This is a genomic window from Burkholderia sp. BCC1985 (genome assembly GCF_905339915.1).
Classification (GTDB): domain Bacteria; phylum Pseudomonadota; class Gammaproteobacteria; order Burkholderiales; family Burkholderiaceae; genus Burkholderia.
This window is the reverse complement of the sequence record NZ_CAJPGY010000018.1, coordinates 1-25,820: the sequence shown is the minus strand read 5'-3', so window position 1 is coordinate 25,820 and position 25,820 is coordinate 1. Positions and strand designations below refer to the sequence as shown.

The following is a 25,820-nucleotide window of genomic DNA, read 5'->3' as shown; positions in this document are numbered from 1 at the left end:
TCGTTTCATGTCAGCGCTCCAGCTACGGGGGACGTCGTCAGGAAACGTCCCGGCAAATACGGTTCGATGTCGATGGGCGGCCGCTCGCCGGTCATCAATGCGGCGACGAGCCGCGCACTGCCCGGCGCGGTCGTCACGCCCAGCCCTTCGTGCCCGACCGCGAGCCATACGCCCGGCCGCGCCGGATGTTCGCCGAGCAGCGGCAGACCGTCGGGGCTCGCGGAACGGAAACCCGTCCACGCGCGAATCCCGTTCAGGTCGGCCAGGTCGGGCAAATAGCCGACAGCGCGGCGCAGCATGCGCGCGAGGACCGGCGGCTCGATGCGCGCGTCCTCGGTATCGAACTGGCGCGACGAGCCGATCAGCAGCTGGCCGGTCGGCCGCGGCTGCACGTTGAACGCGACCGACGTGCCGTCGCTCGCGTGCGCGCTCGCCGCATAGCCGAGTTCGACGAGCTGGTGCGACACCTGGCCCGGGTAACGATCGGTGATCAGCAGATGCCCCTTCTTCGGGCGCAGCGGCAGCTCGGGCAACAGCGTGCGCGCGGCGACGCCGTTCGCGACGACCACGCGTTCCGCGCGCAGCGTGTCGCCGCTCGCGAGCGTCACGCTCGGACCATCGACCGCCACCGCGCGCTCGCGCCGCAACGTGATGCCCGGCGCGCGCTGCAGCAGCCAGCTCGCGGCGACGGGCGCATAGAGAATCGCGTCGCCGGGGATCTTCAGCGCGCCGCCGAGGCCCGCGCGGAGCATCGGCTCGAGTTGCGCCAGCGTCGCCGCGTCGATCAGTTCGCCCGCGACGCCATGTGCGGCGAGCGTCGCCTGCTTGGTGCGCGCGAGGTCCATCTCGCTGGAATCGGCCGCGAGCCACAGCGTGCCGCAGTTGCGGTACGCGCAGCCTTCCGGCATCTCGCCGGCGAGCGCGCGCCACAGCTCGATCGAGTAATGGCTCAGCGCGAGCTCCGCCGCGTTGTCGTCCATCGCGACGAGGTGCCCCATGCCGGCGCCGGTTGCGCCGCCGCTCGCGTCATCGACGACGAGCACGCGCAACCCACGCTGCGCGAGTTCGTGCGCGCACGCCGCGCCGACGATGCCGGCGCCGATCACGACGACGTCGGTCCTGATTTCGCTCACGACACGATGCCCCAGCCGAACGGATCGTCTTCCTCGATCAGCAGCGTCGCTTCCGCGCTCAGGTGCGCGCTGCCGCGGATCGTCGGCACGATGCCGCCGTCGGCCTGCGCATAGCTCGCCTGGAACACGCTGCCGATCACGCTCGCCTGCCGCCACACGACGCCCGGCTCGAGCTTGCCGTCGGCCGCGAGGCACGCGAGCTTCGCGCTCGTGCCGGTGCCGCACGGCGAACGGTCGTACGCGTGGCCCGGGCACAGCACGAAGCTGCGGCTGTCGTGCTCGGGATCGTCAGCGAACAGTTCGATATGGTCGATCTCGCCGCCGTTCGCGCCGGTGATGCCCGCGCGCTCGAGCCCCGCGCGCACCGCGGATGAATAGGCGGTCAGCGCCGCAACGTTGTCGCCGGCCACGCGCTGGCCGTGATCGCTGATCAGGAAGAACCAGTTGCCGCCCCACGCGATGTCGCCCTTCACGGGGCCGTAGCCCGGCACGTCGACATCGACGGCCTTCGCGTGGCGATACGCGAGCACGTTGCGCACGCTGACCGACAGGTCGTCGTGCAACGTCGCCTCGACGGTGCCGACCGGCGTTTCGATCCGGTGCACGCCCGGCTCGATGCGGCCCATGTGATGCAGCGTGCGCACGACGCCGATCGTGCCGTGCCCGCACATCCCGAGATAGCCGCTGTTGTTGAAGAAGATCACGCCGGCCGCCGCCTCCGGCGACACGGGCTCGCACAGCAGCGCGCCGACCAGCACGTCGCTGCCGCGCGGCTCGAGAATGCACGCGGTGCGATAGCGATCGTGCTCGCGCGCGAGCACGTCGCGGCGCTCGGCCATCGTGCCGTTGCCGAGCGAGGGGAAGCCGGACACGACGAGCCGCGTGGGTTCGCCGCCCGTGTGCGAATCGATGATCTGGATGCGCTTCATCATGAGCCGTCCGATGTGGGGAAAAGAGCATAGCTTCCTCCGTCGCGCGTCCGTCCGCTTGTGGCTTTTCGATAAGGACGGCGACGAAATCGGCACAGTGAGAAGCGCCCTTCGCGGCCCTTCCGGCCACTGTGCCGATTTCGTCATTTTGCTCCGCGATCCGGCTCAAGCGTGATGGGTGTTTGCACGGCGATACTGGTTGCACGTCGACACGCCTGTCGTCGACCGATACGAAGCAGGAGATTGCAGTGAGCCGAAACGCCATCCAGCGGACCGGAGTTTTCCCCGCCCTCAGCAACCGGTTCGCACCGGGCGCTTCCACCCCTTTCGACGCCGCGCACCGCGCCGGACGGAACCGGGCGAACCGCTGACCGATTTCCCCCCCGGCGGTGCAACGGCATCCCCCGTCGCATCGCCGCTTCCGGTCCGGCCTGGCTCGCGCGGGCCGTTCGCTGCGGCGCCAACCCGCGCCGCGCATGATCGGTCCCCGGCCCGCGCCGGTCGCTCGAACCGGTCGCACGCCGGCCGGCAGGTGTTGCGCCGCTGCTCCGTCGGAGCGCGGCGCAAGCCACACCTGCACCGATATTTCCCAGGAGACAAACCCATGCCAGGCCAAGGCAACACCCACCCGTCCGTCCCGCTTTCCCGTTCCGTGCCCGCCGACGGCGGTCACGGCAAATTCAAGAAGCAGTTGTCGCTGACCGACCTGACGTTCATCGGCCTCGGTGCGATCTTCGGTTCGGGGTGGCTGTTCGCCGCGAGTCACGTGTCGACGATCGCCGGCCCGGCCGGCATCTTCTCGTGGCTGCTCGGCGGCTTCGCGGTGCTGCTGCTCGGCATCGTCTACTGCGAGCTCGGCGCCGCGCTGCCGCGCGCGGGCGGCGTGGTCCGCTACCCGGTGTTCTCGCACGGCCCGCTGCTCGGCTACCTGATGGGCTTCATCACGCTGATCGCGTTCTCGAGCCTGATCGCGATCGAAGTGGTCGCCGCGCGCCAATATGCGGCCGCGTGGTTTCCCGGTCTCACCAAGGCCGGCTCGAGCGACCCGACCACGCTCGGCTGGCTCGTGCAGGCCGCGCTGCTGTGCTTGTTCTTTTACCTGAACTATTCGAGCGTGAAGACGTTCGCGAAGGCGAACAACATCATCAGCATCTTCAAGTTCATCGTGCCGCTGTCGGTGATCGCGGTGCTGTTCACGTTCTTCAAGCCCGCCAACCTGACCATGCACGGCTTCGCGCCGTTCGGCATGCCGGGCATCGAGATGGCCGTGTCGGCCGGCGGCATCATCTTCGCGTACCTCGGCCTCACGCCGATCGTGTCGGTCGCGAGCGAAGTGCGCAATCCGCAGCGCACGATCCCGATCGCGCTGATCCTGTCGATCCTGCTGTCCACGCTGATCTACGTGCTGCTGCAGCTCGCCTTCATCGGCAGCATCCCGACCGACATGCTGGCCGCCGGCTGGCACGACGTGAGCAAGGCCTTCTCGCTGCCGTACCGCGACATCGCGCTCGCACTCGGCGTGGGCTGGCTCGCGGTGATGGTGGTGGCCGACGCGATGATCTCGCCGAGCGGCTGCGGCAACATCTACATGAACGCGACGCCGCGCGTCGTCTACGGCTGGGCGAAGACGGGCACGTTCTTCAAGGTGTTCACGCGTGTCGACGAAGCGTCGGGCATCCCGCGCGCGGGCCTGTGGCTCACGTTCGGCCTCGCGATCTTCTGGACCATGCCGTTCCCGTCGTGGGAAGCGCTGATCAACATCGTGTCGGCCGCGCTCGTGCTGAGCTACGCGGTCGCGCCCGTGTCGGTCGCCGCGCTGCGCCGCACCGCGCCCGGCCTGCCGCGGCCGTTCCGCGCGGTGGCGTTCGGCATCACCGGCCCCGCGTCGTTCGTGATCGCCGCGCTGATCGTCTACTGGTCGGGCTGGAGCACGGTGTCCTGGCTGCTCGGCCTGCAGATCGTGATGTTCGTGATCTATCTCGCGTGCCGCCGCTGGGTGCCGACCGCGCACCTGAGCATCGCCGAACAGGTGCGCTCGTCCGCGTGGCTGATCGCGTTCTACGCGGCCATGATCGTGCTGTCGTACTTCGGCGGCTTCGGCGGCACGGGCCAGCTCGCGCATCCGTACGACACGGTCGTCGTCGCGGCCGTCGCGCTCGTGATCTTCTACTGGGGCGCCAACACCGGCATCCGTTCCGACAAGCTGCAGCTCGAAGACGACGAAGACTGACGCACCCGCTTTCCCCTTTCCACTCCGGCCGGGCGCATCACGCCCGGCCCCGCATTTTCCGAGGAAGAACCATGCAACTCACAGGTCAGCTCCTGATCGGCCAGTCGGCCGTCGCCGGACAGAACGGCACCCTTCACGCGATCGCCGCCGCGACCGGCGAACCGCTCGAGCCCGCGTTCGGCGGCGCGAGCCTGCACGACCTGGAGACGGCCTGCGCGCTCGCCGACGAAGCCTTCGACACGTATCGCGAAACGGGCCCCGAGCAACGCGCCGCGTTTCTCGACGCGATCGGCCGCAACATCATGGCGCTCGGCGACGACCTGATCGAGCGCTGCGTCACCGAAACGGGGCTGCCGCGCGCACGCATCGAAGGCGAACGCGGCCGCACGGTCGGCCAGCTCGCGCTGTTCGCGTCGCTCGTGCGCGACGGCGGCTACGTCGATGCGCGCATCGACCCGGCCCGTCCGGACCGCAAGCCGCTGCCGCGCGTCGACCTGCGCCTGCGCAACGTCGCGATCGGGCCGGTCGCCGTGTTCGGCGCGTCGAACTTCCCGCTCGCGTTCTCGGTCGCGGGCGGCGATACGGCATCGGCACTCGCGGCCGGCTGCCCGGTGATCGTCAAGGCGCACTCCGCGCACCCGGGCACGTCCGAGCTCGTCGGCCGTGCGATCCAGCAGGCCGTGCGCGAATGCGGGCTGCCGGCCGGCGTGTTCTCGCTGCTGTTCGACGCGTCGCGTGAAATCGGCCAGGCGCTCGTCGCCGATCCGCGCATCAAGGCCGTCGGCTTCACCGGCTCGCGCCGCGGCGGCGTCGCGCTGATGAACATCGCGGCCGCGCGCCACGAGCCGATTCCGGTCTATGCGGAAATGAGCTCGATCAACCCGGTGCTGCTGTTCCCGGCCGCGCTCGACGCGCGCCACGACACGATCGCGCCGCAATTCGTCGCGTCGCTCGCGCTCGGCGCCGGCCAGTTCTGCACGAACCCGGGCCTCGTGCTCGCGGTCGACGGCCCCGCGCTGCGCGCGTTCGAAGCCGCGGCGGCCACCGCCGTGCAGGCGACCGCCGCGCAGACGATGCTCACCCCGCACATCCACGCGAGCTATGCGCAAGGCGTGGCCACCCTGCGCGCGCACGACGCGGTCGAGTTGCTCGCGGAAGGCGTGGAAGGCGGCCGCTACCAGGCGCGCGCGGCGCTGTTCGCGACGTCGGCGGACGCGTTCATCGCCCACCCCGAACTGCGCGACGAAGTGTTCGGCCCCGCGTCGCTGATCGTGCGCTGCCCGGATGCCGACACGTTGCACCGCGTGCTGAAGTCGCTCGAAGGCCAGCTGACGATCGCCGCGCATCTCGCCGACGGCGACGCCGCGCTGTTCGCCGCGCTGCGCCCGACGCTCGAGCGCAAGGCCGGCCGCATTCTCGTCAACGGCTTCGGCACGGGCGTCGAGGTCGGTCATGCGATGGTGCACGGCGGCCCGTTCCCGGCCACGTCCGACACGCGCACGACGTCGGTCGGCGCACGCGCGATCGAGCGCTTCCTGCGCCCCGTGTCGTACCAGGACGTGCCGGACGCGCTGCTGCCGGACGCCATCCGCAACGGCAACCCGCTGAACGTGCCGCAACGCATCGACGGCGTGCCCGCGCCGCGGGAAGCGCGCGATGTCTGAGCCGCTCGCCGAAGTCGTCCTGTCGCTCGACGAGGTGCACGCACTCGCGCTGCGGGTGCTGACGCACCACGGGATGTCCGCTGCGCACGCGCAGGCGATCGCCAGCGTGATCACGCAGGGCCAGCGCGACGAGTGCCACTCGCACGGCGTGTACCGGCTGCTCGTGTGCGTGCGCTCGCTGAAGAAAGGCAAGGTCGATCCGCAGGCCGTGCCGACGCTGCGCCGGCTGTCGTCGTCGATCGTCTCGGTCGACGCGCATCGCGGCTTCTCGCTGCTGAGCTTCGAGACCGGCCTGCCGGTGCTCGTCGAGATGGCGAAGCAGCACGGGATCGCCGCGATGACGATCAACCGCTGCTACCACTTCTCGGCGCTGTGGCCCGAGGTCGAGGCGATCGCCGCCGAGGGGCTGGCCGGCATCGCGATGAACCCGAGCCACAGCTGGGTCGCGCCGGAAGGCGGCCGCGAACCGGTGTTCGGCACCAACCCGATCGCATTCGCGTGGCCGCGCCCGGACGGCGTGCCGTTCGTGTTCGACTTCGCGACCAGCGCGATCGCGCGCGGCGACATCGAGCTGCATGCGAAACAGGGCAAGGCGATCCCGCCGCACTGGGCGATCGACGCCGATGGCCAGCCGACCACCGACCCGAAGGCCGCGCTGCAGGGCGCGATGCGCACCTTCGGCGGGCACAAGGGTTCGGCGCTCGCGGCGATGGTCGAACTGCTCGGCGGCGCGCTGATCGGCGACATGACGAGCCGGGAGTCGATGGATTTCGACGAAGGCGTCGGCGCGACGCCGTGCCACGGCGAACTCGTGATCGCGTTCGACCCGAAGGTGTTCCTCGGCGACGAGCTCGACGCAGGCCTCGCGCGCGGCGAGCGGATGTTCGCGTCGATCACCGGGCAAGGCGCGCGGCTGCCGTCGCAACGGCGCTTCGATGCCCGCGCGCGCAGCATCGCGCACGGCGTGCGGATTCCGAAGACGCTGTACGACGAAATCCTGACGCTGCTCGACTGACGCGCGATCGGCGGGTACGGCGCACGGCTTCATCGTCGGCAGAACGGGCGATGACGCCGCCGCCCGGCTCCGCCGGCGATGGCCGGCGTCCGCCTTCGTGCCTGGTGCGCCCGGTTCGCCTTCACGCTCGGCGCACCGAAGCGCTGTCCGGCGCACCACGCCACCCGCGCCCGCGGGCGCCGCACGCCCGGCGGCTGTGGGATAATCGTCCGGTTTGCCCAGGGCGCAGCTCAAGAGGTTGTTCGCACGGGCGCGCGAGAGGCCTTTATTCCCGTGCCTCCACCCTTTTCCGCGATATTTCTTCAGTCATACCATGCCCACATACCGTTCCAAAACTTCCACCGCCGGCCGCAACATGGCAGGTGCGCGCTCGCTGTGGCGCGCCACCGGCATGAAAGACGACGATTTCTCGAAGCCGATCATCGCGGTCGTCAACTCGTTCACGCAGTTCGTGCCCGGGCACGTGCACCTGAAGGATCTCGGCCAGCTCGTCGCGCGCGAGATCGAGGCCGCCGGCGGCGTCGCGAAGGAATTCAACACGATCGCGGTCGACGACGGCATCGCGATGGGCCATGACGGCATGCTCTACTCGCTGCCGAGCCGCGACATCATCGCCGACTCGGTCGAATACATGGTGAACGCGCACTGCGCGGACGCGATGGTCTGCATCTCGAACTGCGACAAGATCACGCCGGGGATGCTGATGGCCGCGATGCGCCTGAACATCCCGGTGATCTTCGTGTCGGGCGGCCCGATGGAGGCCGGCAAGACGCGCCTCGCGAACCCGGTCACCAAGGCCATCGAACTGAAGAAGCTCGACCTCGTCGACGCGATGGTGATCGCGGCCGACCAGTCGTATTCGGATGCCGACGTCGCCGAAGTCGAACGCTCGGCGTGCCCGACCTGCGGTTCGTGCTCGGGCATGTTCACCGCGAACTCGATGAACTGCCTGACCGAAGCGCTCGGCCTGTCGCTGCCCGGCAACGGCACGGTCGTCGCGACGCACGCCGATCGCGAGCAGCTGTTCAAGCGCGCCGGCCGCCGCATCGTCGAGCTGACCCGCCAGCACTACGAGCAGGACGACCTGCGCGTGCTGCCGCGCTCGGTCGGCTTCAAGGCGTTCGAGAACGCGATGACGCTCGACATCGCGATGGGCGGTTCGACCAACACGATCCTGCACCTGCTGGCGATCGCGCAGGAAGCCGGCATCGACTTCACGATGAAGGACATCGATCGCCTGTCGCGCAGCGTGCCGCAGCTGTGCAAGGTCGCGCCGAACACGAACAAGTACCACATCGAGGACGTGCACCGCGCCGGCGGCATCATGGCGATCCTCGGCGAGCTCGACCGCGCCGGCAAGCTGCACACCGACGTGCCGACAGTGCACGCGCCGTCGCTGAAGGACGCGCTCGACCAGTGGGACATCGTCCGCACCGAAGACGAAGCGGTCCGCACGTTCTACCTGGCCGGCCCGGCCGGGATCCCGACGCAGGTCGCGTTCAGCCAGGACACGCGCTGGCCGAGCCTCGACCTCGACCGCGCCGAAGGCTGCATCCGCTCGTACGAGCATGCGTTCTCGAAGGAAGGCGGCCTCGCCGTGCTGACCGGCAACATCGCGCTCGACGGCTGCGTGGTGAAGACGGCCGGCGTCGATGAAAGCATCCTCGTGTTCGAGGGCTCGGCCCACGTGACCGAGTCGCAGGACGAAGCGGTCGAGAACATCCTGAACGACAAGGTCAAGGCCGGCGACGTCGTGATCGTCCGCTACGAAGGCCCGAAGGGCGGCCCCGGCATGCAGGAAATGCTGTACCCGACGAGCTACATCAAGTCGAAGGGCCTCGGCAAGGCATGCGCGCTGCTGACGGACGGCCGCTTCTCGGGCGGCACGTCGGGCCTGTCGATCGGTCACTGCTCGCCGGAAGCGGCGGCGGGCGGCGCGATCGGCCTCGTGCGCGACGGCGACAAGATCCGCATCGACATCCCGAACCGCACGATCGACGTGCTCGTTTCGGACGAGGAGCTCGCACGGCGCCGCGAGGAGCAGAACGCGAAGGGCTGGAAACCGGCGCAACCGCGCCCGCGCAAGGTGTCCGCCGCGCTGAAGGCCTATGCGAAGCTGGTGATGTCGGCCGACAAGGGCGCCGTGCGCGACCTGTCGCTGCTCGACGACTGACGCGCGGCGGCGGGCCGGACGACGGGCCCGCCCGCCTCGATCGGGAGCCGCTCTCCGGAGCGGCATCGGACTGCTGACGAACCCCACGTTTTTCGGAGCGTGGGGTTTCGTTTTTTCAGGAACAGGCTTGCAGGGGCGCGATGAGCGAGCCGACCGATCCGTTTTTCGTCCGGCGCAGGCCAAGGGCCGCGACCCCGCTGCCGTCGGCCGGTCAACGGCGAAACTCGTCGCTGCTGCCTCCACCCCCGCCACCGCCGTGGTTCCCGCCGCCGTTTCCACCGCCCTGCGGCCGTGCGCCGCCGTAACCTCCACCACCCTGATGCGTCGGCGGCACCATCATCCGGGCCGCGCCACCGCTCGGTGCGGGCGGTGACGATTGCGGCGGGGGCGCCGGCTGACGGGCAGCCGCGCCAGGCATCGGCGCGGGCGCGGGCGCGGCCTGCGGCGCCGGCGCGCGGTTCGGGCCGTTCCAGCCGCCGCGCGTGGCCGACGGCCGTGCATCATGCCGCTCGGGCGGCTCGCCGCCCGGCGCGCGCTGAACCGGCCCGCCCGGCTGCGGGCGCCCGTAGGCCGGCGGCATCCCGCCGGGGCCGATGCGCGGCTCGGCACGATGCTCCCAGCGGTCGCGATCGTGAAACCACGGCCGGTGGCGGTAATAGCGGTCCCAGTACGCGCCGATCGCGAACCCGGTCACCGGCACCCCGATGATCGCGCCGTATTCGAGCAACGGCACGTAATTGCCCTGGTACGGATAGTCGAGCTGCTCCGCGTCGATCCAGCCGCGCACGCCCGGCAGCGCAACGTCGCACCACGAGTAGTCGCTGAGGCAGCCGAACACGTCCAGCGCGGTGCCGGGCGGGACCTGCGCGACGACCGGATAATCGGGCGCCGGCCCCGCATAGATTTCGGCCCCGGAATTCGTATAGGCGCTGCTTTGCGCGTCGGCGAGGCCCGGTATCGCGGCGACACCGAACAGGACGACGCACAGACTTCGGATGATCGTGTTGCTCATGTTGCTCTCCCGCGCGGTGCCGCCGCGCGTCGGTCAGTGTCGATGGCCCCCGCCCCAATGCCCGCCTCCCCAGTGGCCGCCGCCCCAGGGACGGCGCCAGTACCCGCCGCGGTAGCCGCCGCCCCAATGCCCCCAGAAGCCGAGGCCGATCGTGACGGGCGGCCCGTACCAGCCCGGGTAATACGCGGGATAGTAGGCCGGGTAAGGCACATAGACCGGCGCGGCATAGACCGGAGCCGGCGCGTCGGCGTAATCGTCCGCCGGCGGCGGCACGGCCGGCACCGCGGGTGTCGACGGGACGACCGGCCCGGCATTTGCCGGCGCTGCCGGGAGTTCGCGCTGCGAAACCGTGGCAGGCACGGGTGCGTAATACGGCGCATAGCCGTACGGGCTCGTGTAATAACAACCGCTCAGCGCGAGCATGGCCAGCGCCATGACGGCAGGCCTCGCGGCGGAAATCGGGTTCATTTCATGCTCCGAAGGAATCCGCGCGTCGCTGCGTGGCGCGCGCCTGACTCTAGCTTACGTCCCCCGCATATTTCTGCGGGTTTGATCCGTTACTTTTTGTTTCCACGGATCGAATGCGGGTCGCAACCGGGCGGGCATGCCGCATGCTCGCGCGTCAGCCGCGCCGACGTTGAAGTTGACGCAAATGCCCTCAACTTGAACATCGAGTCAGGCTGGCCGGCGCGGACGGGCGTTCGCGGCCTCCGGGAGCCTGAAACCCGCGGACTTCGGCCCGCCCAGACAGGAACGCGGCTCACGCCGCCATCGACATGACTACGCCACGCCCCACGCTTCGGGCGGACACGCCCCTCGATCCGATCATCCAGCTGCTGGCGCTTGCCGGCGAACAGGGTTATCTGACGCACGCCGACCTCGTCGACGCGCTGCCGCCGGAAAGCGACAGCCCCGACGCGCTGGACGTCGTGCGCGCCGCGCTCGCGGACATCGGCATCGCCGTGCTCGACGAGCCGGCCGCGCCGGTGCCGTTCGCCGGTGCGGCGCCGGTCGACGTCGATCGCGACGCGCTCGACGAGGGCCGTGCGCTGCTCGGCGATCTGGCCCGCGGCACGAGCGCATCGACCGATCCGCTCGCGCTCTACATGCGGCGCATCCATGCGGTGCCCCTGCTCAAGCGCGAGGACGAAATCGTGCTGGCCCGCGAGATCGAAACGGGCCGCCATCAGATCCTGCACGCGCTCGCCGGCTGTCCGGCGGCCGTCGAGGCGCTGCTCGCGCGCCACGGCGCGACGAGCGCAACCGGCGCGGCCGCCAACGACGGCGATGACATCGGCGACGGCGAAGGCAACGCACCGGTGCCTGCACGCTACGACACGCTGCAGGACGCGGTGATGGCCGTGCGCCGCGCATTGCACGTGCAGGGCTGCCGCTCGGCCGAATACCGCGACGCGCGCAACCGTCTGGCCGCGCTGCTCGGTTCGCTCGCGTGGGTGGCACCGGCCGTCGACGACGCAAGCCGCGTCGTGCGCGCACTGGCCGCCGCGACGGACACCGCCGCGGGCACCGACGCCGCGTGCTTCGACACGGTCGCGCGGCGTGCGCTCGGTGCCGCGCTGAGCGATGGCCAGCAGAAGGTGCGCGACGGTACGCGCGCGATGCTCGAGGCGAACCTGCGGCTCGTGCTGTCGATCGCGCGCAAGTACATGAACCGCGGCGTCGACCTGCCCGACCTCGTGCAGGACGGCTGCCTCGGCCTGATGCGCGCGATCGAGAAGTTCGAATACCGGCGCGGCTTCAAGTTCTCGACCTACGCGACCTGGTGGATCCGGCAGGCGGTCGCGCGCGCGGTAGCCGATCGCGCGCGCACGATCCGCGTGCCGGTGCACGTCGGCGATCAGTACCAGCGCGTGCATCGGCACGCACTGCGCTTCCGCCAGCGCACCGGCCGGCGCGCGACGCCGGCCGAACTCGCGGCCGAAACCGGGCTCGCCGAGGACAAGCTGCGCGCGGTGCTCGCGCTCCCTGCCGAGCCGGTGTCGCTCGACACGCCGCTGCCCGACGCGGACGCCGGCCTCGTCGACCTGATCGAGGACCAGGCATCGGCGAGCCCGTTCGAGCAGCTGGCCGACACGCGGATGCGCGAATGCGTGACGTCGCTGCTGCGCTCGGTCACACCGGCCGAGGCCGACGTGCTGCGCCGCCGGTTCGGCCTCGGCGGCGCCGAGCCCGACACCTACGACGCGATCGCGCAGGACGCGGGCATGTCGCGCGAACGCGTGCGGCAGATCGAGAAGCGCGCGCTCGCCGCGCTGCGCACGGCCGCGGAGGCGGAAGGCGCGCAGACGTTCCTCGAAGCGTGACACATCGCACGTTCGTGCCGCGACCCGGCACGAACGTGCGCGGCCCGCTTCCGCCCGTGCAACGTTTGCTATTGACGCACATCAAGTTTTGTTCGTCGCCGGCCCCGACAATATGTTGAAATAAAAGGTAGACCGGCGCGTTACCCGCCGTGTCCATTCCGTTTGCACATCCCCGGGCTCCGCACATGCAAACGACCATCGGCCAGACACACGAGGAAAACCGGCAAATCGCGGCCTGCCTGCGCGAAGCCGCGCAGTTGCTTGCAGAACAGGGGGCGAATCCTTATCGGGTGGCCGCCTACCGCGCGTCGGCCGACACGATCGCGTCGCTCGAAGATGGCATCCGCACCCGGTTCGATGCGGGCGGCGTCGATTCGCTCGGTGCACTGCCGGAGATCGGCACGGGCGTCGCCCAGGCGATCGCCGAACTGCTGGTGACCGGACGCTGGCGCCTGCTCGACCGGCTGCGCGGCGACGCGGAGCGCGCGTCCGCATTCGAAGCCGTGCCGGGCATCGGCCACGCGCTCGCGCTGCGGATTCACGACCAGTTGCACATCGATACGCTCGAGGATCTCGAACGCGCGGCCCGCAGCGGACAGCTCGAAGCGATCGCGGGCGTCGGCCCGCGTCGCGCGTCCGGCATCCGCGCGGCGCTCGACGACGTGCTGACCCGGCGCCGGCGCTGGCAAGGCCACGCGCGCAACGCCGATCTCGGCACGGAGCCGCCGGTCGAGCTGCTGCTGTATATCGACCGCCTGTACCGCAACAAGGCCGCCGCCGGCATCCTGCCCACGCTCGTGTCGCGTCGGCTGAACGCGGACCTGAGCGTTCAGCCGCCCGTGATGCACATGACGAAAGGCGGCTGGCATTTCACCGCGCTGTGCCCGTATCCCGTTCGCCCGCAGGAGTCCACCCGCACCGCCGACTGGGTCGCGCTCTACTTCTACGATGCGCTGCAATGCGAGCACCAGAGGACGGTCGTCACCGAAACGCTCGGCTCGCTCGTCGGCAAGCGCATCGTGCGCGGACGCGAGATGGAGTGTCGTGTGTATTACGCGGGATGATCCGCTCGGGAGCGCCGGCCGCCGCGGTACGGCCGCCCCGCCGCCCGCCCGCGCGCCCCGTTCCGGCAAACCGGACCGCTTGACCGCTTACGCGCCGTCCGTCTTCGTGCGGCGCGCCGGATGACGATGCGCGGCGATGCGCAGCAGCTTGCGGAACGACGGACACTCGAGATGACTCGGCGCCGGGCACACGGCCGCATGTCGCAACGCATCGCGCACCGCGCCGAGACGGCGGATCGTACGGTCGAGCTCGTCGGCCTTGTCGTCGAGTTTCGCGCGGTCGAGCGCGAGCCGGCCGTCCGCGCCGAACATCGCGACGATGTCGTCCAGCGAAAAGCCGGCCTCGCGGCCGAGCGCGATCAGCGCCAGGCGCTCGAGCACCGATTCGTCATACTGGCGCCGCAGCCCGTGGCGGCCGGTCGGCACGATCAATCCCTTTTCCTCGTAGTAGCGCAGCGTCGACGCGGGCAGTCCCGAGCGGCGCGCGACATCGGCGATGTCCAGACGGCTCATGCTTGATCTCAAGTGAACTTGAGGTTGCAAGATAGCGGCCCGACTCCTCCGACACAAGCCCGGACCGCCCCGCCGTTGCCGCAGCCGCCCCGCTGCTGCCGGCCGATTCAGCGGCGCCGCGCCCGCGCCCGCGTCATTCGCCGCCGCTGTCGATCAGGTTGTGACGCACGCGCCCGAGCAGGCGCACGAGCGTGTCGCGCTCGTCGCGCGTGAAGCCGCGCAGCCCGTCGTCGGTGACGGTGTCGCCCACTTCCAGCATCTGCGGAAAGATCTCGCGCGACTTGTCGGTCAGCCGGATCACGAACGCGCGGCGATCGTCGTCGTTCGCGATGCGTTCGATCCACCCGCAGCCTTCCATCCGGTCGAGCAGCCGCGTCAGCGAGATCGGCGTGATCTCGAGCCACTCCGCGAGCCGCGCCTGATTCATCTCGCCCTTCCACGTCAGGTACGCGAGCACGCGGCTTTGCGCGCGCGTCAGCCCGATGCGCTTCGCGCGCCGGTCGAACAGGCGTCCTTGCAGGCGGGCCACGTCGGAAATCAGGTAGCCGATCCGGTTCTCGTAGGTCTTGTCCATGCGGCGATTATAGGGGCAGGCCGCGAATGACCCGCGGCTCGGATCAAGCGATGAGCACAAACATAATAAGCATGCTTATAATTCGAGCCGTACCGGATCGCCGCCCACGGCGACCACCCCACGGAGACACCCGCTTGAATCCCGCCGCCGACGCCCCCGCCTCGCCGCCCGCCCTCAATCGGCCGATGCTGACCCTGTCGATCATGCTCGCGACGCTGATCCAGACGCTCGACAGCACGATCGCGAACGTCGCGCTGCCGCACATGCAGGGCACGCTGTCCGCGTCGCAGGACGAGATCACCTGGGTGCTGACCTCCTACATCGTCGCCGCGGCGATCGCGACGCCGCTGACCGGCTGGCTGTCCGACCGGCTCAGCATGAAGCGGCTGCTGACGATCTCGATCGCCGGCTTCACGATCGCGTCCGCGCTGTGCGGGCTGTCCGAGTCGCTCGTGCAGATCGTCGGCGCGCGGCTGCTGCAAGGCGTGTTCGGCGCCGCGCTGGTGCCGCTGTCGCAGTCGATCCTGCTCGACATCAACCCGCGCGAGAAACAGGGCCAGGCGATGGCGATCTGGGGGATGGGCGTGATGGTCGGCCCGATCCTCGGCCCGACGCTCGGCGGCTGGCTCACCGACAGTTACAACTGGCGCTGGGTGTTCTTCATCAACGTGCCGATCGGCGCGTTCGCACTGGCCGGCGTGCTGACCTTCCTGCCCGCGCGCGCACCGCGCCCGCACGTGAAATTCGACGCGTTCGGCTTCGCGACGCTCGCGCTCGCGATCGGCGCGTTCCAGGCGATGCTCGACCGCGGCGAACAGCTCGACTGGTTCGGTTCGTACGAAATCCGCATCGAGGCGCTCGTCGCCGCGCTGAGCTTTGCGTTCTTCCTCGTGCATACGGCAACCGCCGGTCACGCGTCGTTCTTCAAGTCCGAGCTGCTGCGCGACCCGAACTTCGCGACCGGCACGCTGTTCATCTTCGTCGTCGGCGCGGTGCTGTACGCGACGCGCGCGCTGCTGCCGCCGATGCTGCAGAACCTGATGGGCTATCCCGTCGCGACGACGGGGCTCGTCACCGCGCCGAGCGGCGCGGGCACGATGATCGCGATGCTGTTCGTCGGACGATTGCTGAAATACGTGGACGCGCGGGTGCTGCTGCTCGCCGGGCTGGCGATTTCCGCGCTCGCGCTGTGGCAGATGATGCAGTACACGATCGTGCTGTCCGAGGCGGACATCGTGTGGCCCGGGGTGGTCCAGGGCTTCGGCCTGGGGCTCGTGTTCGTGCCGCTGAGCGCGCTGTCGTTCTCGACGCTGCAGCCCGAGCTGCGCGCGGACGGCACGGCCACCTACAGCCTGATGCGCAACATCGGCAGCAGTATCGGCATCTCGATCGTCCAGACGCTGATGACGCGCAACACGCAGGTCGCGCATGCCGACCTCGCGACCCACATCACGCCGTTCGACCCGGCCGTGCAGGCGATCGCCGGCAGCCACGTCGACATCGCGCTGCTCGACCGCACGATCAACCAGCAGGCCGCGATGATCGCCTACCTGAACGACTTCAAGCTGATGTTCGTCGCGACGCTGCTGATGATCCCGCTGTTGCTGCTGATCCGCCCGCCGCAGAAAACGGCGAGCGTCGACGTCGCGCACGCGGCGATGGATTGACGCAGTGCGGCGGGCACCTGCCCGCCGCGGGTCGCGACGTCAGGCCTTCATCGTCCCGGTGCGCACGTAGCGCTCGTGCCACGACAGCGCCTCGGCAAGCAGGTGCGGCGTGTGCTTGCCGAAGCTCTCGCGCGACGCGCGCTCGAAGTAGTCCTCGAGCATCGGCCGGTAGTCGGGATGCGCGCAGGTCGCGATGATCTTGCGCGCGCGCTGCTTCGGCGACAGGCCGCGCAGGTCGGCGAGCCCCTGCTCGGTGACGACCACCGCGACGTCGTGCTCCGTATGGTCGACGTGGCTCGCCATCGGCACGATCCGCGAGATCGCGCCGCCCTTCGCGGTACTCGCCGACATGAAGCACGACAGGTAGCCGTTGCGCGCGAAGTCGCCCGAACCACCGATGCCGTTCTGGATCTTCGTGCCCATCACGTGCGTCGAGTTCACGTTGCCGTAGATGTCGGCCTCGATCATCCCGTTCATCGCGATGCAGCCGAGGCGGCGCACGAGTTCCGGATGGTTGCTGATCTCCTGCGGGCGCAGCAGGATCTTTTCGCGGAACGTCGCGATCTCGTCCGCGAAGCGCTGCACCGCGGCCGGGCTCAGCGACAACGCCGTGGCCGACGCGAAGCTCAGCGTGCCGTCGTCGAGCAGGTCGAGCATGCCGTCCTGGATCACTTCGGTGTACGCGGTCAGGTTCGAGAAGCCGGCCGAGCTGAGTTCCGCGAGCACCGCGTTCGTGATGTTGCCGACGCCCGACTGCAGCGGCAGCAGGTTTTCCGGCAGGCGGCCGCGCTTCACCTCGTGGCGCAGGAAGTCGATCAGTTGCAGCGCGATCTGCTTCGACGTGGCGTCCGGCGCGGAGAATGCGTTGCTGCGGTCCGGCGCGTCGGTCTCGACGATCGCGACGATCTTCTCGGCCGGGCAGCGCAGGTACGGCTCGCCGATCCGGTCGTCGCTTTTCGTCAGCGGAATCGGCTTGCGGTGCGGCGGCAGCGCGGTGCCGTAATAGACGTCGTGCATCCCGTCGAGGCCGAGCGGCTGGCGCGCGTTGACTTCGAGGATCACGTGCTTCGCCTGCTCGAGCCACGTCTTGTTGTTGCCGATCGACGCGGACGGAATCAGCAACCCGTCCTCGCGGATACCCGCGACTTCGACGATCGCGACGTCGAGGTCGCCGTACAGCCCGAACCATGCGTATTGCGCGACGTGGCTCAGGTGGACGTCCTGGTAATCGACTTCGCCGTTGTTGATCTTGTCGCGCAGCGTCGGGTCGGACTGGTACGGCAGGCGCATCGAGATGCCGTTGGTGCGGGCGAGCGCGCCGTCGAGTTCGGGTGCGGTCGATGCGCCGGTCAGCACGTTGATCCGGAAGTCCTCGCCGCGCGCGTGGGCCGCGTCGATGTGGGCGGCGAGCGCGGCGGGCACGGCCTTCGGATAGCCGGAACCGGTGAAGCCGCTCATGGCGACGGTCATGCCGGGGCGGATCAGCGCGGCGGCTTCGTCGGCGGTGCGGACGAGCGAACGCAGGGCGGGAGCGAGGATGCGTGAAGAAGACATGGCTGTATATCTGACGCTTTTGGTCTGTCGTTGACGTCGCGGGGGGTGTCTCCTGGGCGACGCGAAGCCCTTGGGGCCGCGAGGGGCGGCCCGGCACCACGGGCACGGTCGGAGTATCGCAGAGGCCATCGCCGCGAAATGTCCGTTGAATGCAAAAGATACTTGCCGAATGCGCCGGGTATCGAACGGCCGTTCTGTGACAGGGAGCCGGCTGCGCATCGAATGCAGTCGAAAGGTGCGCGAAAGCGGACCGCCAATTTGCCGCACGCGGATTACAAATTGCTTGACGCGAATCGATCGAGATCTTTCCGGATTGACCGCGCAAACGCGGGGAATCCGCATGCGACGGCCGATCGGCGATCGCCGCGGCCGATTGTCGCCCGACGCGGCTTTTGCGGGCCTGATGCACATCAACGCGACGACGCGCGCGGAGCGCCGCCGCGCCCGCGCGCAAGGCCCGTCCGCCCTTGACAGCCGCACGATGCGAACCACACTGGAACAGGTAAGGCCCGCCTGTGCAAACGCCGTTTCGTGCATCCGGTTCGCAACCGCCGATGTCCGGAATGCGCGGTAACACTCCCGTATGTCAGGACATTGATCGAATAAAAAGCAACAAATTACAATTCCGTATATATTTCGCCGATGGACCAAAGAAAAACCGCCACACGTTCCGAACCGCCCCTGCCACGCACCTGGGATGCGCGGCTCGCGCGCTCGCTTGTACGCCCGCTGATCGACACGCCCGTCACCCCGAATCACCTCACTACCCTTCGTCTGCTGATCGGCCTCGCCGGTGCCTGGTGCCTCGCGCAAGGCGGCTTCGGCTGGATCAACGGGGGGGCATTCCTGATCGTGCTGTCGAACTTCGTCGACCACACCGACGGCGAACTCGCGCGCATCAGCGGCAAGTCCAGCAAGATCGGTCACTTTTACGACCTCGCGGCCGACGCGCTCGTGACGGTCGCGCTGTTCGTCAGCATGGGCCTCGGCATCGTCGCCCAGGGCGGCCAGATGGCCGCGTCGCCGGTGCTGCTCGGCGCGGTGGCCGGTGCGGCCGTCGCGCTGATCTTCTTCCTGCGCATGCGGATCGAATCGATCGCCGGCAAGGCCGGCACCAAGCAGGCGTTCGCCGGCGGCTTCGAGACGGAAGACGTGCTCTACCTGCTGCCGATCGTGACGCTCGTCGACGGCGTGCAGCCGTTCCTGCTCGCGGCATCGATCGGCGCCCCGCTGTTCGCCGCGTGGGTCGTGATCGACTGGTGGCGCATCGTCCGCCGCGGCAATCTCCCGCAGAACCCTACCGAAATCCAGGTTTCCAAATGACTCCTAGCACGCGCGACGACTCCGTGCTGAGCCCGGCACGCCCCGCGCCTGCGCGCGCGGCAGCGGCCGATCCCGATCGCACCGTGGCCGACTGCGTCGGCCGTCTCGACCTCGACCGCCTGCGCGGCGACTACACGCGCCAGGGCTCGTTCCTGTACCTCGACGCATTCCTGCCGGCCGACGCGCACGCGAAGCTCGCGGCCGCCGCCCGCGCGATGCAGGCCGGCCTGAACCGCAATTACCTGCCCGGCCACAAGCAGGGCGGCAGCGTGAGCCGGCACACGATCGACGAGCAGGCGCCGTACATCGCGGAGCTGTACCGCTCGAAGGCGCTGATCGGCTTCCTCGAGAAGGTCACCGGCGACAAGCTGATGCTGTCGCCGGACGACGATCCGCATGCGTACGCGCTGTACTACTACACGAAGCCGGGCGACCACATCGGCTGGCACTACGACACGTCGTACTACGACGGCCGTCGTTACACGCTGCTGATCGGCGTGATCGACGAGTCGTCGTGCCGGCTCGACTACGAACTGCATACGCGCAATCCCGACGTGCCCGACGAACCGGGTTCCGTGCAGATCGCAGACGGCGGCATCGTGCTGTTCGACGGCGACAAGCTGCGCCATCGCATCACGCCGCTCGGCCAGAACGAGACGCGCGTGTCGCTCACGTTCGAATACGTGACCAACCCCGGCATGCGGCCGTGGAAGCGCTTCATTTCGAACATGAAGGACGCGATCGCGTATTTCGGTTTCCGCCAGGTGTTCAAGCAGCTGGCTACGCGCCGGTCGAGCGGGTCATGACACGCGCCGGCCTGATCCTGCTGTCCCTCGGAACGGCACTGTTCGTCGCCCTGCTCGCGTGGCAGGGCGTCGGCGCGGTCGCGTCGACGTTCCTCGCGGCCGGCTGGGGCATCGCGCTCGTCGCGGCATTCCACGTCGTCCCGCTCGTGATCGACGCGCTGGCGATCTCGGTGATGTTCCGCCGCGGCCAGCCGGGCGCCGAGCTCGGCAACGCGCTGCGCGCGCGCTGGGTCGGCGAATCGGTGAACAGCCTGCTGCCCGCCGGGCAGATCGGCGGCCCGGTGCTGATGGTGCGCCACCTCGCGCAGCGCGGCACGCGGATGGCCGACGCGGCCGCCGCGGTCACCGTCAGCACGACGATGCAGGCGCTCGCGCAGATGGCGTTCGCGCTGATCGGCATCGCCACGTTCAGCGTGTATGCGACGCACGAGTCGGTCGCTCACCTGCGCACGCCGGCGCTGATCGCCACCGGCGTGCTCGGCGCACTGGCCGTCGCGTTCTACGCGGCGCAGCGGCGCGGGCTGTTCGGCCGCGGGCTGCGCCTCGCGTCGAAGCTGCTCGGCCCGCGCGACTGGTCGTCGCTGGCGACCCGCGCGGACGCGATCGACGACGCGGTCGGCGCGCTGTACCGCGATCGCGCGAAGGTCGCGAAGACTTTCGCCCTGAGCCTCGCCGGCTGGATCGTCGGCACCGCCGAAGTGTGGCTCGCGCTGCACTTCCTCGGGCACCCGGTCAGCTGGCTCGACGCGCTGCTGCTCGAGAGCGTCGGCCAGGCGATTCGCGGTGCGGCATTCGCGATCCCGGGCTCGCTCGGTGCACAGGAAGGCGGTTACCTGCTGCTCGCCCCGCTGGTCGGCCTGCCGCCCGACGCGGCGCTCGCGCTGTCGCTCGCGAAGCGCGCGCGCGAACTCGCGCTCGGCCTGCCCGGCCTGCTCTATCTGCATTTCAGTGAAAGAAACTGGCAGCGGCGCCGTGCGCCGCAGCCCATCGCCGACTGATCGTTCAGATCCGCCGGCTTTTTGGTTGGAGAACCCATGCGAGCCATCATTCTTGCGGCAGGCCTCGGCTTGCGCCTGCAACAACCGCCCGAGGCGCAATTCCCGAAGTGCCTGCTGCGCTTCGACGACGTGTCGCTGCTCGAGCGCCATCTGCGCGTGCTCGACGCCGCGGGCGTCGATGAAATCGTGCTCGGGCTCGGCTTTCAGCACGAGACGGTCGAGCAGGAACTGAAGCGCCTCGGCCGCACCGCCGAGATCGTGATCAACGAGCGCTACGACCTCGGCAGCGTGCTGACCGTGCACACCGTCGCCGATGCGATGACGCGCGGCGGCGACGTGCTGCTGATGGACGCCGACGTGCTGTACGACGAGAACATCCTGCACGCGCTGGTCGCCGATGCCGACCAGTCGGTCGACCGCCTGCTGATCGATCGCGACTTCGAGGCCGGCGACGAACCCGTCAAGCTATGCCTGAAGAACGGCGTGCCGGTCGAGCTGCGCAAGCAGCTCGCGGTCGACCTCGACTACGACACGATCGGCGAGTCGGTCGGCTTCTTCCGCTTCACCGAAGGTACCGCGCGCCGCCTCGCGAAAATCGTCGCGGGCTACGTCGACAGCGGCCGCGCGAACATGCCGCACGAGGAAGCCGTGCGCGACCTGCTGCTCGAAGGCGGCCACGCGTTCGACGTCGCCGACGTCACGGGTTCGCCGTGGATCGAGATCGACTTCCCGAACGACGTCGCACGCGCGACGCAAGAAATTCTCCCCCTGATTCAACGCACGACCGCCGGAGCCGCACGATGAACGCACGCGAACCCAACTTCTCCGAATCGCGCAGCGCACGCCTGCGCCGCATGCTCGTCAGCAGCGAACTCGAATTCCTGATGGAAGCGCACAACGGCCTGTCCGCGCGCATCGTCCGCGAAGCGGGCTTCAAGGGGATCTGGGCATCGGGCCTCGCGATCTCCGCGCAGTTCGGCGTGCGCGACAACAACGAGGCAAGCTGGACGCAGGTCGTCGACGTGCTCGAGTTCATGGCCGACGCGAGCGACCTGCCGATCCTGCTCGACGGCGACACCGGCTACGGCAACTTCAACAACGTGCGCCGCCTCGTGAAGAAGCTCGAGCAGCGCGGCATCGCCGGCGTCTGTATCGAGGACAAGCAGTTCCCGAAGACCAACAGCTTCATCGGCGGCGAGCGCCAGCCGCTCGCGGAAATCGACGAGTTCTGCGGCAAGATCAAGGCCGGCAAGGATTCGCAGACCGATCCCGACTTCTCGATCGTCGCGCGTGTCGAAGCGCTGATCGCAGGCTGGGGGATGGACGAGGCGCTGCGTCGCGCGAACGCGTACGCGGAAGCCGGCGCCGACGCGATCCTGATCCACAGCAAGCTGTCGCGCCCGGACGAGATCCTGCAGTTCGCGCGCGAATGGAGCGGCAAGGCGCCGCTCGTGATCGTACCGACCAAGTACTACAGCACGCCGACCGACGTGTTCCGCCAGGCCGGCATCAGCACCGTGATCTGGGCGAACCACCTGATCCGCGCGTCGGCATCCGCGATGCAGGCGACCGCGCGCGAGATCCACGAGAGCGAAACGCTGATCAACGTCGAGGACCGCGTTGCATCGGTCAACGAGATCTTCCGCCTGCAGGACGCCGACGAGTACTCGGCCGCCGAGCGCATCTACCTGTCGTCGTCGTCGCGCGCGTCGAACGCCGCGATCGTGCTCGCCGCGAGCCGCGGCAAGGGCCTCGAAGCCGTCACCGAAGACAAGCCGAAGGTCATGCTGCCGGTCGCCGGCAAGCCGTTGCTGCGCTGGCTCGTCGACGGCTTCAAGACGCACGGCGTGAACGACATCACCGTGGTCGGCGGCTATCGCGCCGACGCGATCGACACGTCGGGCATCAAGCTCGTGGTCAACGAACGCCATGCGCAGACGGGCGAACTCGCGTCGCTCGCATGTGCGGCCGAACGCCTGACCGGCGACACCGTGATCTCGTACGGCGACCTGCTGTTCCGCAGCTACATCGTGCGCGACCTCGCGGAGAGCGAGGCCGAGTTCAGCGTCGTCGTCGATTCGTCGCTGACGGAAACCAACCAGAGCGTGCGCGACTTCGCGCTGTGCTCGGCGGCGGACGACCGCGGCCTGTTCGGCCAGAAGACGTATCTGCAACGTGTGTCGAGCGACGTCGCCGCCGGCACGCCGCACGGCCGCTGGATCGGTCTCCTGAACGTGCGCGGCGCGGGCGTCGATCGCCTGAAGGCGATGCTCGCGACGCTGCAGGCACGCCCCGATTTCGACACGCTCGACATCCCGTCGCTGCTCAACGAGCTGATCGCCGCCGGCGAGAAGATCGAGGTCCAGTACGTGCACGGCCACTGGCGCGGCGTCAACGATCTGGAAGACTTCCGCCGCGCGGGCGACTTCGCGCACGGCCAGACGCCGCTGTCCGAGCCGGGCGCCGGCAACGGGGGCGCGCAATGATCGAAGCGGCCCAGTTCGTCGAGGCCGCGCGCGAACGCGGTTTCGACTGGTACGCGGGCGTGCCCTGCTCGTACCTGACGCCGTTCATCAACTACGTGCTGCAGGACCCGACGCTGCACTACGTGTCGGCCGCGAACGAAGGCGACGCGGTCGCGCTGATCGCGGGCGCCACGCTCGGCGGCAAGCGCGGGATCGCGATGATGCAGAACTCGGGGCTCGGCAACGCGGTGAGCCCGCTCACGTCGCTGACCTGGACGTTCCGGCTGCCGCAGCTGCTGATCGTCACGTGGCGCGGCCAGCCGGGCGTCGCCGACGAGCCGCAGCACGCGCTGATGGGCCCGATCACGCCGGCGATGCTCGACACGATGGAGATCCCGTGGGAGACGTTCCCGACCGACCCCGAACAGGTCGGCCCGGCGCTCGACCGCGCGATCGCGCACATGGACGCGACGGGCCGCCCGTACGCGCTCGTGATGCAGAAAGGAAGCGTCGCGCCGTATGAGCTGAAGGCGAACCCGGCGGCCGCGCCGCGCGCGCATGTCGCCGCGCAAGCGTCGTCGCGTGCGGCGTCGGCCGACGCGTGGCCGACCCGCCACGACGCGCTGCAGCGCGTGATCGCGCACACGCCGGTCGATTCGACCGTCGTGCTCGCGTCGACCGGCTTCTGCGGCCGCGAGCTCTATGCGATCGACGACCGCCCGAACCAGCTGTACATGGTCGGCTCGATGGGCTGCGTGACGCCGCTCGCGCTGGGTCTCGCGCTCGCGCGCCCCGACCTGCGCGTGGTGGCCGTCGACGGCGACGGCGCCGCGCTGATGCGCATGGGCGTGTTCGCGACGCTCGGCACCTACGGCCCGGCCAACCTCACGCACGTGCTGCTCGACAACGGCGCACACGAATCGACGGGCGGCCAGGCGACCGTGTCGCAGCATGTGTCGTTCGCGGGTGTCGCGGCCGCATGCGGCTATGCGTCGGCGGTCGAAGGCGACACGCTCGACGTGCTCGATGCAACGCTCGCCGCGCGGGCCGACGGTGCGCAGTTCGTGCGCGTGGCGATCCGCACGGGCGTGCCCGACGGCCTGCCCCGCCCGACCGTCACGCCGGTCGAGGTCAAGACCCGCCTGATGCGGCATATCGGCGCCGCGCAGGCTGAAGCCCACGCCGAAGGAGCTCATTGATGCTGCTGCTGAATCCCGGCCCGGTCACGCTCACCGAACGCGTGCGCCGCAGCCTGCTGCAACCCGACCTGTGCCATCGCGAAAGCGAATTCTTCGATCTGCAGGATGAAGCGCGTGCGCGCCTCGTCGCCGCGTACGAGCTCGATCCGGCCGAATGGGCCGCCGTGCTGATGACCGGCTCGGGCACCGCCGCCGTCGAGAGCATGATCGCGGCGCTCGTGCCGCAGGACGGCAAGCTGCTCGTGATCGAGAACGGCGTGTACGGCGAGCGCATCACGCAGATCGCGACGCAGTACGGAATCGCGCACGAGGTGCTGAAGCACGAATGGATGCAGGCGCCCGATCTCGCGCAGATCGCCGCGCGTCTCGACGCGGGCGGTTATTCGCACGTCGCGGTGATTCATCACGAAACGACGACCGGCCGGCTGAACGACCTCGGCGCGATCGCCGACGTGTGCCGTGCGCGCGGCGTGAAGATGCTCGTCGACGGCGTCAGCAGCTTCGGCGCCGAAGCGATCGACTTCGCCGGCGGCGTGATCGACGCGGTCGCCGCGACCGCGAACAAGTGCCTGCACGGCGTGCCGGGTGCCGCGTTCGTGATCGTGCGCCGCAGCGCGCTCGCGAAGGCGGCGAGCCGCACGTATTACCTTGATCTCGGCCGGCTCGCGAAGCTGCAGGATCAGCGCAATACGCCGTTCACGCCGTCCGTGCACGCGTACTACGCGCTCGTCGAGGCGCTGCGCGAGTTCGATGAGGCCGGCGGCTGGCGCGCGCGCCATGCGCACTACAAGGCGCTCGCCGATCAGGCGCAGGCCGGGCTCGCGGCGCGCGGGATGTCGCTCGTGCTGCCGGAAGGCGCGTCGTCGGTCGTGCTGCGTGCGTACCGGCTGCCGCAAGGCGTCACGTACGAGACGCTGCACGACGGGCTGAAGGCGCGCGGCTTCGTGATTTATGCGGGGCAAGGCGGGTTGTCGAAGGAGCTGTTCCGGATCTCGACGATGGGCGCGATTCAAGCAGCTGATGTCGAGCGGTTGCTGGAGGGGTTTACGGCGCTGACGCAGTAACGCTACTCGCTTCGTCGACGAAAGGCCCGCAAGGGCCTTTTTTGTTGTTTGCGAGGTTCGGGGAAAGACTCGACTGTGCAGGTGACATTTGGCCGGCCGCGGGCACATGCGAG

Annotated in this window: 22 protein-coding genes; 15 read left to right on the top strand and 7 right to left on the bottom strand. The window is 69.3% G+C overall.

Translation table 11 applies throughout. The annotated features are described in order from the left end of the window. Positions 1–5: 5 nt before the first annotated feature. Positions 6–1,133 carry an FAD-dependent oxidoreductase gene (locus tag U4Z31_RS19815; protein WP_321795138.1) on the bottom strand — a complete coding sequence of 376 codons (1,128 nt, stop codon included), beginning with the start codon at positions 1,131–1,133 and terminating at the stop codon, positions 6–8. Then, positions 1,130–2,062 (bottom strand): 4-hydroxyproline epimerase, encoded by a 933-nt coding sequence (locus U4Z31_RS19810; RefSeq protein WP_124485087.1) that lies wholly within the window; start codon positions 2,060–2,062, stop codon positions 1,130–1,132. The genes U4Z31_RS19815 and U4Z31_RS19810 overlap by 4 nt, the downstream gene beginning before the upstream one ends. Positions 2,063–2,666: 604 nt before the next feature. On the opposite strand from U4Z31_RS19810, the gene U4Z31_RS19805 reads away from it, so the two are divergent. From U4Z31_RS19805 to ilvD, 4 genes are all read left to right on the top strand, one after another. Further along, entirely contained in the window at positions 2,667–4,292 is a 1,626-nt protein-coding gene (locus tag U4Z31_RS19805; protein WP_044842883.1) for an APC family permease, read from the top strand. 71 nt (positions 4,293–4,363) lie between these two features. Beyond that, positions 4,364–5,956, top strand: a complete 1,593-nt coding sequence (locus U4Z31_RS19800; RefSeq protein WP_044842882.1) for an aldehyde dehydrogenase (NADP(+)) — start codon at positions 4,364–4,366, stop codon at positions 5,954–5,956. After that, positions 5,949–6,971 (top strand): Ldh family oxidoreductase, encoded by a 1,023-nt coding sequence (locus U4Z31_RS19795; RefSeq protein ID WP_321811163.1) that lies wholly within the window; start codon positions 5,949–5,951, stop codon positions 6,969–6,971. The genes U4Z31_RS19800 and U4Z31_RS19795 overlap by 8 nt, the downstream gene beginning before the upstream one ends. A gap of 313 nt (positions 6,972–7,284) precedes the next feature. Continuing rightward, the gene (gene ilvD / locus U4Z31_RS19790; protein ID WP_044842880.1) at positions 7,285–9,144 is read left to right on the top strand and encodes a dihydroxy-acid dehydratase; all 1,860 of its coding nucleotides are present in this window, start codon (positions 7,285–7,287) and stop codon (positions 9,142–9,144) included. 211 nt (positions 9,145–9,355) lie between these two features. On the opposite strand, the gene U4Z31_RS19785 is transcribed toward ilvD, so the two are convergent. Continuing rightward, entirely contained in the window at positions 9,356–10,156 is an 801-nt protein-coding gene (locus U4Z31_RS19785; RefSeq protein ID WP_321811162.1) for an SH3 domain-containing protein, read from the bottom strand. A gap of 33 nt (positions 10,157–10,189) precedes the next feature. Further along, entirely contained in the window at positions 10,190–10,624 is a 435-nt protein-coding gene (locus U4Z31_RS19780) for a hypothetical protein (RefSeq protein ID WP_044843995.1), read from the bottom strand. A gap of 308 nt (positions 10,625–10,932) precedes the next feature. Between U4Z31_RS19780 and U4Z31_RS19775 the strand changes: the two genes are divergently transcribed. Together U4Z31_RS19775 and U4Z31_RS19770 are read left to right on the top strand one after the other, a co-directional pair. Beyond that, positions 10,933–12,480, top strand: coding sequence for a sigma-70 family RNA polymerase sigma factor (locus tag U4Z31_RS19775; protein ID WP_321811161.1), 1,548 nt, complete (start codon positions 10,933–10,935; stop codon positions 12,478–12,480). Between the two features lie 185 nt (positions 12,481–12,665). Beyond that, positions 12,666–13,544 carry a helix-hairpin-helix domain-containing protein gene (locus U4Z31_RS19770; protein ID WP_321811160.1) on the top strand — a complete coding sequence of 293 codons (879 nt, stop codon included), beginning with the start codon at positions 12,666–12,668 and terminating at the stop codon, positions 13,542–13,544. Between the two features lie 87 nt (positions 13,545–13,631). Here the strand turns inward: U4Z31_RS19770 and U4Z31_RS19765 are convergent, their stop codons facing one another. Together U4Z31_RS19765 and U4Z31_RS19760 are read right to left on the bottom strand one after the other, a co-directional pair. Next, a complete protein-coding gene (locus tag U4Z31_RS19765; protein ID WP_321811159.1) occupies positions 13,632–14,057 on the bottom strand; it encodes a helix-turn-helix domain-containing protein in 426 nt (141 codons plus the stop codon). Positions 14,058–14,190: 133 nt separating this feature from the next. Further along, positions 14,191–14,631, bottom strand: coding sequence for a MarR family transcriptional regulator (locus U4Z31_RS19760; RefSeq protein WP_321811158.1), 441 nt, complete (start codon positions 14,629–14,631; stop codon positions 14,191–14,193). 134 nt (positions 14,632–14,765) lie between these two features. Here U4Z31_RS19760 and U4Z31_RS19755 point away from each other — a divergent pair, with 134 nt between their 5' ends. Next, entirely contained in the window at positions 14,766–16,298 is a 1,533-nt protein-coding gene (locus tag U4Z31_RS19755) for a DHA2 family efflux MFS transporter permease subunit (RefSeq protein ID WP_321811157.1), read from the top strand. 39 nt (positions 16,299–16,337) lie between these two features. Here U4Z31_RS19755 and U4Z31_RS19750 read toward each other — a convergent pair whose 3' ends face one another. Continuing rightward, positions 16,338–17,852 carry an acetyl-CoA hydrolase/transferase family protein gene (locus U4Z31_RS19750; RefSeq protein WP_044843989.1) on the bottom strand — a complete coding sequence of 505 codons (1,515 nt, stop codon included), beginning with the start codon at positions 17,850–17,852 and terminating at the stop codon, positions 16,338–16,340. A gap of 283 nt (positions 17,853–18,135) precedes the next feature. Between U4Z31_RS19750 and U4Z31_RS19745 the strand changes: the two genes are divergently transcribed. The 8 genes from U4Z31_RS19745 (at position 18,136) to U4Z31_RS19710 (ending at position 25,707) form a co-directional block, all read left to right on the top strand. Next, the gene (locus U4Z31_RS19745; protein WP_321811156.1) at positions 18,136–18,426 is read left to right on the top strand and encodes a hypothetical protein; all 291 of its coding nucleotides are present in this window, start codon (positions 18,136–18,138) and stop codon (positions 18,424–18,426) included. Positions 18,427–18,494: 68 nt separating this feature from the next. After that, entirely contained in the window at positions 18,495–19,175 is a 681-nt protein-coding gene (locus U4Z31_RS19740) for a CDP-alcohol phosphatidyltransferase family protein (protein ID WP_321811155.1), read from the top strand. Beyond that, entirely contained in the window at positions 19,172–19,981 is an 810-nt protein-coding gene (locus U4Z31_RS19735) for a 2OG-Fe(II) oxygenase (protein WP_044843987.1), read from the top strand. Before U4Z31_RS19740 ends, U4Z31_RS19735 begins: the two co-directional genes overlap by 4 nt. Further along, on the top strand, positions 19,978–20,979 hold the full coding sequence (locus tag U4Z31_RS19730) for an HpnL family protein (protein ID WP_321811154.1): 1,002 nt from the start codon (positions 19,978–19,980) through the stop codon (positions 20,977–20,979). Before U4Z31_RS19735 ends, U4Z31_RS19730 begins: the two co-directional genes overlap by 4 nt. Positions 20,980–21,015: 36 nt before the next feature. Beyond that, positions 21,016–21,783, top strand: a complete 768-nt coding sequence (locus U4Z31_RS19725; RefSeq protein ID WP_321811153.1) for a phosphocholine cytidylyltransferase family protein — start codon at positions 21,016–21,018, stop codon at positions 21,781–21,783. Further along, a complete protein-coding gene (gene aepX, locus U4Z31_RS19720; RefSeq protein WP_124920476.1) occupies positions 21,780–23,465 on the top strand; it encodes a phosphoenolpyruvate mutase in 1,686 nt (561 codons plus the stop codon). Before U4Z31_RS19725 ends, aepX begins: the two co-directional genes overlap by 4 nt. Beyond that, positions 23,462–24,643 (top strand): phosphonopyruvate decarboxylase, encoded by a 1,182-nt coding sequence (aepY, locus tag U4Z31_RS19715; protein WP_124485036.1) that lies wholly within the window; start codon positions 23,462–23,464, stop codon positions 24,641–24,643. Before aepX ends, aepY begins: the two co-directional genes overlap by 4 nt. Beyond that, the gene (locus U4Z31_RS19710; RefSeq protein WP_321811152.1) at positions 24,643–25,707 is read left to right on the top strand and encodes a 2-aminoethylphosphonate aminotransferase; all 1,065 of its coding nucleotides are present in this window, start codon (positions 24,643–24,645) and stop codon (positions 25,705–25,707) included. The genes aepY and U4Z31_RS19710 overlap by 1 nt, the downstream gene beginning before the upstream one ends. Positions 25,708–25,820: the final 113 nt, after the last annotated feature.